Genomic DNA, 13,103 nt, shown 5'->3' with positions numbered 1-13,103 from the left:
ACTCCTGAAAGGTCAGGGGTGGCTCAATTAAGCGGTCAACAATTAAGCTTTATTACGCACAGGGTTTGCGTAACTATCGAGTAAATAACGATGGGCATCAACAGGGAGTTGAGCTAACTTCGCTTCCAGTTGCACTTTATGCTCATCCTGTATCTCCTCGTGGTCGACATTCGCCGCCAAGTAATTGATTGGATAGAGACGATAATTAGCATGAATTTGGCGATCAATTTCATCGGCTAAGGCTTCTGGAGTGGCAAAAGGTTCACTGATCACGTCACCAAAGGCAACATGGATTCGTCCTTTTTCGCCAACAATCCCTTGAATAATGCTTTCAATATCTTCAAATTCGGCTTTTTGGTATTGACCGTGAGTCGCTTTTTCATACAGTTCGCGTGCTTTGGCGACATCGCAAGGGTCATTTTCGTAAGCAATCGACACCGGTACGATATTAAGTGATTGCATGTACTCAGCAAAATCAACTTTTTGTTTACGTCCTTCGACATGGAACATCTTTAAAATTGCCGCATCAGTAAAATCGTTACCATCTTTGGCTCGTCCTTCTTTCTGGGCGATCCAGATTGAGTTGCCCGTATCCAGCGAGTGTTTAATGTAGCCTGATAGTGTGCCGAGCATCTTCATCATTTCACGTGGCCCTTTGGCAGAACGTTGTACGATAAAGCTTTTATTAAGACGCATTAACTCGGTAGCACAAGGTTTTTTCAATAAGTTATCGCCAATGGCAATGCGTACCGTTCGATGGCCGCTTTTATGCAAACCATAATTAACCAGCGCAGGATCCATGGCGATATCGCGATGATTGGAAATAAAAAGATAAGAGCGGTTTTTATCTAATTGCTCAAGCCCTGTGTAAGTCACACCACTGGTAGTGTGTTCTAGCGTTTGCTCAAGGTATTTTTTTACTTCTAACTGAATGGCTTCAACGGAAGTCAGTTTGGCCCATTTAAATTTCAAATAAATTTTTACGATTGGACTCAATAGTGGTCTGAGCCAAGTAGGTTGATGCGCAAAGCGGTGCTGCAAAATCGCTGAGATAAATTCTTCATCATTGATTAAGCGGTCAAGCGCCGCAGGAATTTCGTCGTCGTTATAAGGACGTATATCTTGATAAGGATCGTTGGTTGAGGTCATAGTATTGTACATCAAATAAAAAGCTCGCCTATTCTACGCATACTCTGAGTGACTCGCAGCTATCATAAGCACATAATTTACAAGGTCAGACCAGAATCAGTCTGATAAGGTTCAGTTCAGTTGGCTTTTTTATCAAGAAGCGTTACTCTTAGCGCCCTTAAAATCCATGAGGCCAACCATGAACTACGCGATTCAATCTGAAACTTGTACTTTTCCTTATTTGCAAGCGACGGCGCGAAAACGAACGAGTAAGCATAGCTTAATCCAAGTGAATCATGGTTTAGTCTTATTTCGACTTGGTAAACATGAATACGCCATAGAAGCCCAGCAAGCACTATGGATTCCCATCGATTGCTTGTGTGCATTAACGTTCTTTCCGAATACTCAAATTACACGGGTTGATTTTTCGGTGCGTTTGCGTGTTCCTTTTCCTCAGCAGGCTGGAGTGGTTAAACTCAGCGATGTCAGTCGCAGTATTTTACAACGTCTGCAAGAGCCTGTCTCTGATAGCCCAGTGTATCCTCATTTGCTACAAGTGCTTAAGTATGAAGTACAAAACTTTGAACCTAAACTCAAACTCACCGGTTTAAGCCAGGTGTTGAGTCAATGGACACCAGACAGCCATCCTCGGATCAGTAAAGAGTGTCATGTGGCTTTATTAGTGCGTGAAGCGCGCAAGCGTCGTTTGTCAGGTGTAAAAGAGGCACAAATCGTCGAGGCATTATTTGCTGGTCAAGTTGAACAGTATCAGCAACTGTGTCAGTTGATTTTAGGTGAGCAACCTTAACTCATTTCAGCCAAGCCCATCCGATCCTTATCGGGCTACGGCTCCGCCTAAGGTAAGGTTCGTTGGCCATTGTTGAATCTGATTCCCACCTAAAAAGATATTACCATTGACGGTCATCGTCTCTGGGAAGCGGGTAATTTGCGAACCGCCAATATACAGATCCCCTTGTACTACCAACCTCTCCGGCAGTTCGGTTAGCGGGGTTCTAACCACGCTTAAATCCCCTTTAACGACTAACCTTGGCGGCAACTGTTCAAGTGGCGTATCAGTTAAATTGATGTACCCTCCAACATTAACCCCAGCAGGCCAGCGGGTGATTTGTGAACCGAGTAGATTGGCATAACCACGAATGAAGGTGCCACGAGGGATACGCTGTAGCTGGCTATTACTCGCTTCCAAACTGCCTTCAACGCGAAGTTGCGGGGGCAGACTTTTTATTGAGGTTTGCGCAATATTCAGGTTGCCTTTGACAGTAAGGCCATTCGGTAGCTCAGTGTAAGGTTTATTGCGTAAATTGAGATTGCCATAATTATCTAAATGATTGAGTATCTTATAGTAATCAAGAGGGATGGCGAGCAATGGCAAAGCGCATAGTACGCTCAAAAAACCCAGTAACCAGCGCCGCATGGCTGACATCCTTGTATTGGTGATCGTGCTAAGAGTATCGGTCTAATGGTGTGGATTTTCAACGGGTGATTGTATTTTACTATCACAGATATCAGGTGAGCGAGTTATCGCTCACCTTGTTCATTTTAGCGGAATAATGAACGAGACTTGAGTTCAAAAATCAATTTTTCTGCGCTGACTTCAAATTTGAATTGAGCTTGCAGTTTATTGGCTTCTTGAGAGGGAAGAATTTGATATTCAACGTTGGCGCACACTTGTTGAGCGAGTTGCAGATATTTATCAAACTCTTGTTGAAGTAAATCTTGTTCGGTCGCAAAAATGGTGACTTCGGCAACTTCGTCACCTTCTTTAATGATAAATCCCATTTCTCCCGCGACACCACATGCTTCACATACTTCATCTTCTACGTAGCATTGATTGGTCATCTTGTTATCCTCTTATAAAAACTAAGGCTATTTTAGCCTGCTATGTTGCGGGTTACCACTCAATATCTGCTGCCGATCGGATTGGTTAATGTTGATATCAGTTGAAGTGGTTATCTGGGCATAATCTCGATCAATCAATGATTCATACTATGATTGAGTAGTCAGTGCAGCGTAGATGAACGACGAGTACGTGGCAATATCTTGTGATGTTCGTCAAGAGTTTGTGCGAATGAGTGACAGTTTTTTGTCATAATGCTATCGGTTTCATTGCCTTAACTAAGACTTTGTAAGATGATCTCGACGGTTTGCTGACTATTTAACCTTGCCAGATCAACAGTCTTTGAACTATCTAGCCGAATAATCACCCTTTGATGAAGAGCATGAGCCATGCCAAAACGTAGTAAAGAAGATACCGAAATTACGATTCAAAGAATTATGGATGCCGTTATCGATCAGTTGCTCAGTTTAGGATACGACAAAATGTCTTACACCACATTAAGTCAGCAGACTGGGGTTTCTCGAACGGGTATTAGCCACCATTTCCCTAAAAAAACTGATTTTGCATTGGCATTAGAAAGCAAAATTTTTAATCAATTCACCGAGTATTTAGAGTTAGAGCAAGGGCTGAATGAGTTCTCTGAGAGCTGGTTGAAGGCGCTACGTACTGCTCCAGCTTTTATGGCAACGTTGCGTTTATTATTTCAACATTTGGTCATGGCGGAGCGCGCCGAGTTTTTTGCAGCGCAAATGGTGACTCGGCTTTATAGACTGGTTGAGGATAAATGGGGACCACAAAGTCGCCAACAGTTGGAGTGGTTAATTGGTAAATCGATCATCGCGATGAGTGAGCGTGATTAAACTGGGTAGATCATAGGAAAACCTAACGTTGGGTGTGGTGCGATCATCGAATCATGACCATAGACTTGCTTGATCATCTCAGGGCTCAGAGCTTGCCAAGGTGCAGCATCACACACAATGTGTCCTTGATGGAGTATGACCATCCGATCGGCGTATTGCGCCGCTAAGTTCAAATCATGCAATACAATCACGACGGCACACTGCTCCTCTCGAGCTAATTGACGAGCGATAAGCAAGGTTTTGTGTTGGTGAGCTAAGTCCAATGCAGAAGTCGGTTCATCAAGCATTAAGACTTTTTGTGCGCCGGATTGATGCAGTTGGGTGAGCACTCTTGCTAGGTGTAAGCGCTGTTTTTCTCCGCCTGAGAGTTCAGGATAAAGCCGATTGGCTAACGGTAAAACATCGGTTTTTTGCATATAATATTGTGCCAATTGTCGAGTTTGTTGGTGGCTAATGTCCAGTGGAATCGCTCCAAGCTCGACCACTTCTTGAGCGGTAAATGGAAAGTTTAATGAGCTACTTTGTGGTAAAACACCGACATGTTTTGCTAAGCGCTTAGCTGACCAGTTGGCACGAGTTTGACCAAAAAAGCGAATTTTAGCGTGAGTGTCAATTTCACCACTTAACGCTTTTAGTAGGGTACTTTTACCCGCCCCATTGGGACCAAGTAAAGCTGTAACCTCGCCGTGATGAAGTTCAATATTGATATCTTTTAATATTGATTTTGAATGAAAACAGACCGTTAAGTGATGAGCCTGAATAGCTGGAGTGGGCATTAAAACAGTTTCCCTTTTTGTTTAAACAATAGGTAGAGGAAAAAGGGAGCACCGACGAGCGCAGTGACAATGCCGATCGGCAATTCACTCGGTGCCACCGCAACGCGGGCAAACATATCGGCGCAAGTCAGCAGTAGTGCACCGATAAGAGCGGAAACGGGCAATAAATATCGATGATCAGGGCCAACCAGTATGCGTCCCAAATGAAGAACAACTAAGCCGACAAAGCCTATCATCCCAGCCACGCTGACGGTGATTCCCACCCCTGCGGCGCAGAGTACGATCAGCGCTCGTTTAAGTTGTTGTGTTCCAATACCTAGATAGCGAGCTTCAGATTCACCCAGCAAAAGCGCATTGAGTGCCATTGCTCGGCGGTGAAAGCAATATCCCAATAATCCAAGGGTGATCAGGCACAAATAGATTTGTGGCCAATTAGCGCCAGCAAAAGAGCCCATTGACCATAAGGTCAGATCTCGCAGCATTTGATCGTCAGCCAGAAAATTTAAATAGCCAATACCCGCTCCGGAAAGCGCACTGATCGCCACGCCAGCCAATAGCATGATAGTCACTGAAGTTCCCAATTGACTGGTGCCTAGTCGATAAACCAGTAACGTTGTTAATACTCCGCCGATAAAAGCACAAAAAGGAAGTGTGAATACACTCATCCAAGTGGCATCGAACTCAAAAGAGGCGAGTACTACAATCGCAAGTGCTGCGCCTAATGACGCACCTGCAGATACCCCAATGATCCCCGGTTCAGCGAGAGGATTACGAAATAAGCCCTGCATTACCACGCCACAGAGCGCTAATATTGCGCCCACTAATAAGCATAGAAGAGTGCGAGGGAGGCGGATTTGATGAATAACCAGATTGATATGAGCCGCGATATCATCAGAGTGAAACACTAAACTATGCAAGCTATCTCGAAAACTGATCGACATAGGGCCAACGGTAATTGACGCTAAACTTAATATCCCTAAGCTGAGGGCGAGGATAATAAGTAATAAATGAATAGGCACATGACGCAACACTGCGGTTATCCTTTTGGATAGAGTAACGCTTGCAAACGCAAAGCTTCTTGAATCGTTTTTAGTCCTACGCCACCAACGAGCGCATGACCATCAATGGTAACGATACGTTGATGAATTCCCGCCGGGGTAGCTTTTAACATTGGTAGCGCTTCTAAGATAGCCTCTGCTCCACCGAGTTGATCATAACTACGGCCACTGACCAAAATAACGTCTGGTTGCATGGTGATCAGCGCTTCCATCGATAAGGGTTTATAGGCGGAAATCATTTCTGCAGCAGGGTTACGAGCGCCAGCTAAAGTGATCAGCGTATCAGGAATAGTATTTAAGCCAGCGACGTTGGCTGCTCGTCCTTCATGAAGCAGTAAAAATAACACCTTGAGTGGTGATTGCTCTGGTTGCCCATCTTTAAGTTGTTGTAAAGAATCATTAACTTGACGTTTTAATGACTTTGCCGCTGTTTGGCGATTCATTAATTGAGCAATTTGGTCGATACGTTCAAGCAATCCTTGCGCATCAGGATCACTATTGATGACGCTGACTTTGACGCCAGCGGAGCGCAGTTGGCGTAAGGTACTTTCTGGTCCCATTTCATCTGAACCAATTAATTGGGTTGGATTTAAAGCCAGTAAGCCTTCTGCCGAGAGCTGTCGGTGATAGCCCACTTGAGGTAATTCACGAGTGCGAGGTTCATTGCTGGTGACATCCACCGCAATTAATTGCTCTTGTCCACCTAATGCAAAGATAAGTTCTGTGACGCTGCTGCCCGCACTGATCACACGTTCAGCTGCCCAAAGATTATTAGCGCACAAGAGGAATAAAATACTGGCAAGTAGCCGACGAAAAGGTGCAGAAAATTTCATGATGCTCATTCACTCAATCGCCACAATGATCCTCATATTACTTCAATCTGCAGTTAGGTTAGCGAGGTTCGGATTCCCTAATGACTGCGTTATCTATGCGCTTGGGATTCACTGACTTACTGAGTACTGACGGCGTATGAGGTATTTGGCAGTTTCTAGTTTCAAGAGCGCAAATTATTACCCACAATACAAACAATATCAATTATCAATTGCATTATCATTTGTCTCTAATTATTCTTAATGACGTTGAGATACCCACGTAATCGTATTGGATAACAAAATGGAACAATTATCACACCAAGTGGCGCAGCTATTGAATGATGAGCCCACATTACTTCCAGCACAAATTGCTGAACGTTTAGCGGTGAGTGAGTTTGCTGTTGTGTCTGCTTTTCCTAGCGAAATGGTTACCCTGCTCTCGGGTGATCACGCGCAGATGGTATTAACGGAGATTGCAGACTGGGAGACCAATGTCACTACCATCGTACAGTCATTTGGCTCTATTTTTGAAATTAAGGCTCCGCTACCTAAGGGTAAAGAGGCACGTGGTTACTACAATTTATTTGGGCAGCCAGGTCAACTCCATGGTCACTTAAAAATAGATTTAATTCATCATATTGCTTTAGTGAGTAAGCCATTTATGGGACGAGAAAGTCATTACTTTGGTTTTTTCACTCAGCAGGGAGATTCTATTTTTAAGATTTATTTAGGCCGTGACGATAAGCGTGAGCTTATCGCTCAGCAGGTCGATCGTTTTCAAACCATGCAACAACAATTTAAATAACCGCCTTGTAAGGAGCACGTCAATGGAACAGCAAGTTAAACAAGAAAGACTACAAGGCCGTTTAGAGCCAGAAATTAAAGAATTTCGTCAACAACGTACGACATTACAGTTAGCAACCGTCGATGCGCAAGGTAAACCGAATGTCAGCTATGCTCCCTTTGTACAAAACCAAGAGGGTTACTTTATTCTGATTTCCCATATTGCGCGTCATGCGCGTAATTTAGCGGTGAATTCTCAAGTATCGATCATGATGATTGAAGATGAATCAAGTGCGAAGCAGCTTTTTGCTCGCAAGCGATTAACGTTTGATGCTCAAGCGAGCATGATTGAACGTCACTCGCCGCTATGGCAACAGGTGATTGAACAAATGCAACAGCGGTTTGGCGAGATCATCACTAATTTAAGCCAGCTAGAAGATTTCTCGTTGTTTTGCTTAAAGCCAGAGCATGGGTTGTTCGTAAAAGGTTTTGGCCAAGCCTACCAAGTTTCAGGAGATGATTTGGTTGATTTTGTTCATCTTGAAGAAGGGCATAGACAAATCGCCAACGCATAAAGCTGAAACTTGGCTACGCTGTTATCATCAAAGGCTAAGATTGGCCTTTGATGATGTCATGAGAGAGGTGCTATGAATTAGTTAAAGATTGGGTGTCGTGAGCTTTGGTAGTTGTTTTTTCACTGTTTTTTTAGCATTTTTTTCGGGAGCTTTAGCCAACACGACGACCGGCCGAACAATGAATAAATTATTCGGGTAGAGGACTCGATTTCCATCTAGAGTCTCGAGTACCACATTAAATAGTGTCATATCCACTAAGCGTCCTTCGATAAAATTGCTCCCATCGATGACTTTTACCCAAGATCCGATTCGAAAGTGATTTTGGATAAACAGCACTAAGAAGGAGGTGATATTACTGAGTAAAGACCAGCTTGCGAATAACGCCACCCCGATCAAAGCAAACAATGAAGAACCAATCACCAACAGCCCGCGTAGTTCGATCCCCCAAATCATCATGATCCCTAAAAGAATTATCATAAAAAGTGAGGTTTTGAGTAGCCATTTGACTCGCTGTAATCGATCACTGTCTTCTCTTTGTCCAACCGTTTTATCTAATATCCGCAAACTTAAAAAAACCAGTTTAGGGTAGAGCAGTAATATGAGCACAGAAAGTGCCCATTGGTAATTCTCTTGTAATAAAGAAAGCAATTTCATAATACATTTATCCCCTTTCTACTTGAAACGCAGCGGTACTGACGACGTTCGTTTATCTCCAACCCTACTGTTTATCTATATTAATAACGCTCAGGAGTGCCATAGTGGACGCTTATCCACCACTTACTCATAATGACAAGTGGCTTGGGTTTAACCCATTAAATGGGGGTGAAAATAACTGAACTGTGCGTAATTTCAATCGAATTCTTTTCGTTGAGACAAGGTAGATGAAGTATTGATAGAGTTCGAAACACTTTTTTGTGCTGCTTGTTAAGCAGTTTGATGATTTTTTGACTTAAGTTTGTTAATGTTACCGCTTAATTATAAAAAATATGCCCAGTTTTTGGTTGTTGATGCTTTGAATTGAAATGTTTTTTGGTGATCGATATCTTCACGTAACATCGGCTGACTGGTTAGTGAAGAATGTCTGCAATCAGACAAAACCAGATGGTCCATATCTATCGTCATCGCTTCAAGCTAGACCAACCATGAAACGCTACGTGGCAGTAAAGCTATTAAGGAGCCTTGCACGTGCGACACATTTGCCGAGTAATTTTTGCCATGATGATACTGATCGGTTCAGTGGCTTGGGCACAGGAAGAGCGTGAGCCTCCGTATTCAGAATCGCCGATTTTGGATAGACCATTAGTTGAACGTTATATCCTCGATGAATTAAGAGCGTTACGTCAGGATCAGCAAGATTTAGAGCGCCGCTTAACCATTCAAATCACTGACCGTGAATTATCCGTCGCCGATCGGTCGCTCAGTTATTCCAATGTTACCGTGACTTATTTTTTCTATGTTATCGCTGGTGTGGCTTCTTTAGTTGCTTTGATTGGTTGGCAATCGTTACGGGAAGTTAAACACAATACCCGGGAAATGGCCGATAAAAGCATTAATAAAATCGCTCAAGAATATGAACGAAAGTTTGTCGCCTTAGAGCAAGATTTAAAGCGTAAAAGCCGCATCATTACTGAAAATAACCGTGAAATTGAAGTGATTAATGAGATCCATAATTTATGGCTGAGATCGCAAAGTGTACAGACGGCAGAGCAGCGCATCGATGTCTATGACGAAATACTCAAAATTCGCCCCGGCGATCTTGAAGCATTGACTTATAAAGCTGATGCGGTAATGGAAATGCAAGAGTATCACTGGGCGATGAGTCTCTGTAATCGAGTGTTAGAGCTGGATAACGATAATGGACCAGCGTTGTATCAGCGTGCGTGTGCTTATGCTCGTTTAGGAGCAGAAGATCAAGCATTGGAAGATATTCAACGAGCAATAGAGATAAGCCCATCAATGCGCGATTTAATTCTTGAAGAGCCTGATTTTGAATCGCTGTACGGTAACAAAAACTTTAATGCGCTGATTAACCACGGTTAAGCTTGAGCTGGGTCGTTCACGTGACGTCGTGTGAATCACCTAGACGATCGGCATACCGAATGGCTTGGGTTCGTCTATCGATGTCGATGAGTTGGTTAACTCTCTATGGAGCGATAGGATACGGAGGTTTTGATGACTTTAATTAATCAGTGGTAGCCATAACTAAAGCTTGTCTTTACGACAAATTATTATCATTAGACACACCCTCTCTTTTCGCCGATAAAGCGCGTGACATTTAGGGTGTCAGGTGTGATGGCATAATGTGGCTATCACTACATTCTCTCTGTTTTTGTGAGATATCAAGTGGAAAAATCATCCAAATTAGATCGTGTTCGTGCGGATTATAATGTTCATTATTGGAGCCAAGGTTTTTATGGCATTGATGACCATGGTGAAGTGATCGTTTCACCAAGAAAAGATAATGCTCATCCAACCGCATTGAGTTCGATAGTCAAACAACTTGAAGCTCGTAATCTTAATCTTCCGGTATTGGTTCGTTTCCCACAGATTCTGCACCAACGTGTGCACAATATTTGTGACGCTTTTAATCAAGCGATTGAAGAGTGTGATTACCCTAATAAATATTTGTTGGTTTACCCGATTAAAGTTAACCAACAAAAAGAAGTGGTGGATGAGATACTCGCCAGTCAAGCTGAACTTGAAACTAAGCAACTTGGTCTGGAAGCGGGCAGTAAACCAGAACTTCTTGCCGTACTCGCGATGGCGCAACAGGCCAGTTCAGTCATTGTTTGTAATGGTTATAAAGATCGCGAATACATTCGTCTTGCGTTGATCGGTGAGAAATTAGGTCATAAAGTCTTCATCGTCTTGGAGAAGCTTTCCGAGCTCGATCTGATCCTAAAAGAAGCCAAAAGCCTTGGCGTAAAACCTCGCTTAGGCTTACGCATTCGTTTAGCGTCGCAGGGCGCTGGTAAATGGCAATCCAGTGGTGGTGAAAAATCTAAGTTCGGTTTAGCAGCTTCACAAGTATTAACGGTGGTTGAGCGTCTACGAGCTGAAGACCAACTTGAAGCTCTGCAGTTAGTGCATTTCCATTTGGGATCGCAAATGGCCAATATTCGTGACGTACGTAATGGCGTCAATGAAGCCGCTCGTTTTTATTGTGAACTCAGAGAACTTGGTGCCAAGATTGATTACTTTGATGTCGGTGGCGGTTTAGCGATAGATTATGACGGTACACGGAGCCAATCATCGAACTCGATGAACTATGGTCTACAAGAATACGCTCGCAATATTGTCAATGTTGTTGCCGATATGTGTAATCTGTATGAGCAACCGAAACCGATCATCATTTCTGAATCTGGTCGCTCAATCACTGCTCACCATGCGGTATTGATTACCAATGTTATTGGTACTGAAGCGTATATGCCTGAGCAGATCAGCGAACCAGAAACCGATGATCCAATTTTGATGCAAAATATGTGGCGTAGCTGGGAAACCTTACGTGAAGGTACTGATGCGCGTGCATTAATTGAAATTTATAATGATACGCAAAGTGATTTATCAGAAGCGCATACTCTGTTTGCTTCAGGTGTGATCAACTTACAACATCGTGCATGGATTGAGCAGCTTTCACTGCGTATTTACTATGAATTACGCTTGAAAATGAGCACTAAGAATCGTTTCCATCGCCCAATACTTGATGAGTTGCAAGAAAGATTAGCCGACAAATTCTTTGTCAACTTCTCTTTATTTCAATCATTACCGGATGCCTGGGGTATCGATCAAGTGTTCCCCGTACTTCCTTTATCAGACTTACATAATGTTGAAGATCGTCGTGCTGTCATGCTAGACATCACCTGTGATTCAGATGGTGCGATTGAACAGTATGTCGAGGGGCAAGGGATTGAAACCACCCTTCCAGTACCAGCTTGGTCAAAAGATAAGCCTTATTTGATGGGCTTTTTCTTAGTGGGTGCTTATCAGGAAATTTTGGGTGATATGCACAATTTGTTTGGTGATACCCACAGTGTCGTGGTCAATATTACTGATAACGGAGACGCGGAAATTACCTCGATCAATGAAGGGGATACCGTAGAAGATATGATGCGTTATGTGCATATCGATGTTGATGCGATTCGTGCCAATTATCGTCAATTGGTTAGCCAACGTGTGGCGACCGAAGAACAAGCGATTGTTTTAGCAGAGCTAGAGCAGGGCTTGAGTGGTTATACTTATTTAGAGGACTTTTAAATGAATGATTTGTTTACGAAAACTGATTATTCACTCTACTCCAATGCGATGACCTTTGTCCGTCGTCCATATATGAGAAACCCGATCGATAGCGATGCGGATGTCGTCGTACTGGGTGTGCCTTTAGATATGGCCACTTCAGGTCGTTCTGGCGCTCGTATGGGGCCAGATGCTATTCGTCGCGCTTCGGTGAATCTTGCTTGGGAAGGAAAGAAATTCCCATGGGATTTCAACTTATTTGCTCAGACAAAAGTGATTGATGCTGGTGATCTGGTGTTCGATTGCGGCGATGCGGAAGATTTTACTTATCGTCTTGAAGCGGCGGCGGGCGAAATTATCAAAAGTGGTAAAACCTTACTGGCACTCGGCGGCGATCACTTTGTGACGCTACCGATTTTACGTGCTCATGCTAAACAGTTTGGTGAAATGGCGCTGATTCATTTTGATGCACACACCGATACTTATGCCAATGGTAGTGCTTACGATCACGGTACGATGTTTTATCATGCGCCGAAAGAGGGGTTGATTTCCCCTAAACATTCAGTGCAAATCGGTATTCGCACTGAGTATAAGCAAGAAGGGCATGGTTTTAATGTTATCAATGCGATGCAAGCCAACGATATGTCGGTGGAAGAGATTGTGCAACAAATTCGCACTATCATTGCAGACAAACCGGTATATTTAACCTTTGATATCGATTGCCTCGATCCTGCGTTTGCTCCAGGTACTGGTACACCCGTGTGTGGCGGACTGAACACCGATAAAATTTTGAAGATCATTCGCGCATTGAAAGGCATCAACTTAGTCGGGATGGATGTGGTTGAAGTCGCTCCGGCCTACGATCAAAGTGAAATGACCGCGTTAGCGGGCGCTACCATCGCACTAGAATTGCTGTACGTTTGGTCTGCCAATCAAAATAAAGCCTAAATTTTTTGGCTGTATCCACTTTAAAACCGAGTCATCAGGCTCGGTTTTTTGTTAACTAACGCACACATTCTC

Annotated in this window: 14 protein-coding genes; 7 read left to right on the top strand and 7 right to left on the bottom strand. The window is 43.4% G+C overall.

Going from position 1 to position 13,103, the window contains the following annotated elements:
- Positions 1–42: 42 nt before the first annotated feature.
- On the bottom strand, positions 43–1,149 hold the full coding sequence (locus BSR11_RS12765; protein ID WP_072670729.1) for a 1-acyl-sn-glycerol-3-phosphate acyltransferase: 1,107 nt from the start codon (positions 1,147–1,149) through the stop codon (positions 43–45).
- A gap of 178 nt (positions 1,150–1,327) precedes the next feature.
- Here BSR11_RS12765 and BSR11_RS12760 point away from each other — a divergent pair, with 178 nt between their 5' ends.
- The gene (locus BSR11_RS12760) at positions 1,328–1,936 is read left to right on the top strand and encodes an AraC family transcriptional regulator (RefSeq protein WP_072670728.1); all 609 of its coding nucleotides are present in this window, start codon (positions 1,328–1,330) and stop codon (positions 1,934–1,936) included.
- Positions 1,937–1,963: 27 nt separating this feature from the next.
- Here BSR11_RS12760 and BSR11_RS12755 read toward each other — a convergent pair whose 3' ends face one another.
- Both BSR11_RS12755 and BSR11_RS12750 read right to left on the bottom strand, forming a co-directional pair.
- On the bottom strand, positions 1,964–2,563 hold the full coding sequence (locus BSR11_RS12755) for a hypothetical protein (RefSeq protein ID WP_072670727.1): 600 nt from the start codon (positions 2,561–2,563) through the stop codon (positions 1,964–1,966).
- A gap of 125 nt (positions 2,564–2,688) precedes the next feature.
- Complete coding sequence (locus BSR11_RS12750) at positions 2,689–2,988, bottom strand: DUF406 family protein (RefSeq protein WP_072670726.1); 300 nt, start codon at positions 2,986–2,988, stop codon at positions 2,689–2,691.
- Between the two features lie 387 nt (positions 2,989–3,375).
- Here BSR11_RS12750 and BSR11_RS12745 point away from each other — a divergent pair, with 387 nt between their 5' ends.
- A complete protein-coding gene (locus BSR11_RS12745; RefSeq protein WP_072670725.1) occupies positions 3,376–3,846 on the top strand; it encodes a TetR family transcriptional regulator in 471 nt (156 codons plus the stop codon).
- Here BSR11_RS12745 and BSR11_RS12740 read toward each other — a convergent pair.
- The 3 genes from BSR11_RS12740 to BSR11_RS12730 are packed head-to-tail and all read right to left on the bottom strand — an operon-like array spanning position 3,843 to position 6,513.
- Positions 3,843–4,622, bottom strand: coding sequence for a heme ABC transporter ATP-binding protein (locus BSR11_RS12740; RefSeq protein ID WP_072670724.1), 780 nt, complete (start codon positions 4,620–4,622; stop codon positions 3,843–3,845). The genes BSR11_RS12745 and BSR11_RS12740 overlap by 4 nt on opposite strands.
- On the bottom strand, positions 4,622–5,641 hold the full coding sequence (locus BSR11_RS12735) for a FecCD family ABC transporter permease (RefSeq protein ID WP_422636408.1): 1,020 nt from the start codon (positions 5,639–5,641) through the stop codon (positions 4,622–4,624). Before BSR11_RS12735 ends, BSR11_RS12740 begins: the two co-directional genes overlap by 1 nt.
- A gap of 17 nt (positions 5,642–5,658) precedes the next feature.
- Positions 5,659–6,513 (bottom strand): heme/hemin ABC transporter substrate-binding protein, encoded by an 855-nt coding sequence (locus BSR11_RS12730; protein ID WP_072670722.1) that lies wholly within the window; start codon positions 6,511–6,513, stop codon positions 5,659–5,661.
- Positions 6,514–6,793: 280 nt separating this feature from the next.
- Here BSR11_RS12730 and hutX point away from each other — a divergent pair, with 280 nt between their 5' ends.
- A complete protein-coding gene (gene hutX / locus BSR11_RS12725) occupies positions 6,794–7,297 on the top strand; it encodes a heme utilization cystosolic carrier protein HutX (RefSeq protein ID WP_072670721.1) in 504 nt (167 codons plus the stop codon).
- 22 nt (positions 7,298–7,319) lie between these two features.
- Positions 7,320–7,850 (top strand): heme utilization protein HutZ, encoded by a 531-nt coding sequence (gene hutZ, locus BSR11_RS12720; RefSeq protein ID WP_072670720.1) that lies wholly within the window; start codon positions 7,320–7,322, stop codon positions 7,848–7,850.
- Between the two features lie 81 nt (positions 7,851–7,931).
- On the opposite strand, the gene BSR11_RS12715 is transcribed toward hutZ, so the two are convergent.
- A complete protein-coding gene (locus BSR11_RS12715) occupies positions 7,932–8,504 on the bottom strand; it encodes a mechanosensitive ion channel domain-containing protein (protein ID WP_072670719.1) in 573 nt (190 codons plus the stop codon).
- A 561-nt stretch (positions 8,505–9,065) separates the two neighbouring features.
- Between BSR11_RS12715 and BSR11_RS12710 the strand changes: the two genes are divergently transcribed.
- The 3 genes from BSR11_RS12710 (at position 9,066) to speB (ending at position 13,031) form a co-directional block, all read left to right on the top strand.
- Positions 9,066–9,890: a tetratricopeptide repeat protein gene (locus tag BSR11_RS12710; RefSeq protein ID WP_072671202.1), complete on the top strand. Its 825-nt coding sequence runs from the start codon at positions 9,066–9,068 to the stop codon at positions 9,888–9,890.
- Positions 9,891–10,193: 303 nt separating this feature from the next.
- Positions 10,194–12,104 (top strand): arginine decarboxylase, encoded by a 1,911-nt coding sequence (speA, locus tag BSR11_RS12705; protein WP_072670718.1) that lies wholly within the window; start codon positions 10,194–10,196, stop codon positions 12,102–12,104.
- Positions 12,105–13,031, top strand: coding sequence for an agmatinase (gene speB, locus BSR11_RS12700; protein WP_072670717.1), 927 nt, complete (start codon positions 12,105–12,107; stop codon positions 13,029–13,031).
- The last annotated feature ends 72 nt before the right edge of the window (positions 13,032–13,103 follow it).

Source organism: Vibrio injensis (genome assembly GCF_001895205.1).
GTDB classification, from domain to species: domain Bacteria; phylum Pseudomonadota; class Gammaproteobacteria; order Enterobacterales; family Vibrionaceae; genus Vibrio; species Vibrio injensis.
Note: the sequence above shows the minus strand (reverse complement) of the source record. Positions and strands in the feature narration are given on the sequence as shown.

Excerpts from the sequence above, each read along its gene's own strand:
- BSR11_RS12765 (WP_072670729.1), bottom strand. The coding sequence starts at position 1,149 with ATGACCTCAACCAACGATCCTTATCAAGATATACGTCCTTATAACGAC.
- BSR11_RS12760 (WP_072670728.1), top strand. The coding sequence starts at position 1,328 with ATGAACTACGCGATTCAATCTGAAACTTGTACTTTTCCTTATTTGCAA.
- BSR11_RS12755 (WP_072670727.1), bottom strand. The coding sequence starts at position 2,563 with ATGCGGCGCTGGTTACTGGGTTTTTTGAGCGTACTATGCGCTTTGCCA.
- BSR11_RS12750 (WP_072670726.1), bottom strand. The coding sequence starts at position 2,988 with ATGACCAATCAATGCTACGTAGAAGATGAAGTATGTGAAGCATGTGGT.
- BSR11_RS12745 (WP_072670725.1), top strand. The coding sequence starts at position 3,376 with ATGCCAAAACGTAGTAAAGAAGATACCGAAATTACGATTCAAAGAATT.
- BSR11_RS12740 (WP_072670724.1), bottom strand. The coding sequence starts at position 4,622 with ATGCCCACTCCAGCTATTCAGGCTCATCACTTAACGGTCTGTTTTCAT.
- BSR11_RS12730 (WP_072670722.1), bottom strand. The coding sequence starts at position 6,513 with ATGAAATTTTCTGCACCTTTTCGTCGGCTACTTGCCAGTATTTTATTC.
- hutX (WP_072670721.1), top strand. The coding sequence starts at position 6,794 with ATGGAACAATTATCACACCAAGTGGCGCAGCTATTGAATGATGAGCCC.
- hutZ (WP_072670720.1), top strand. The coding sequence starts at position 7,320 with ATGGAACAGCAAGTTAAACAAGAAAGACTACAAGGCCGTTTAGAGCCA.
- BSR11_RS12715 (WP_072670719.1), bottom strand. The coding sequence starts at position 8,504 with ATGAAATTGCTTTCTTTATTACAAGAGAATTACCAATGGGCACTTTCT.
- BSR11_RS12710 (WP_072671202.1), top strand. The coding sequence starts at position 9,066 with ATGATGATACTGATCGGTTCAGTGGCTTGGGCACAGGAAGAGCGTGAG.
- speB (WP_072670717.1), top strand. The coding sequence starts at position 12,105 with ATGAATGATTTGTTTACGAAAACTGATTATTCACTCTACTCCAATGCG.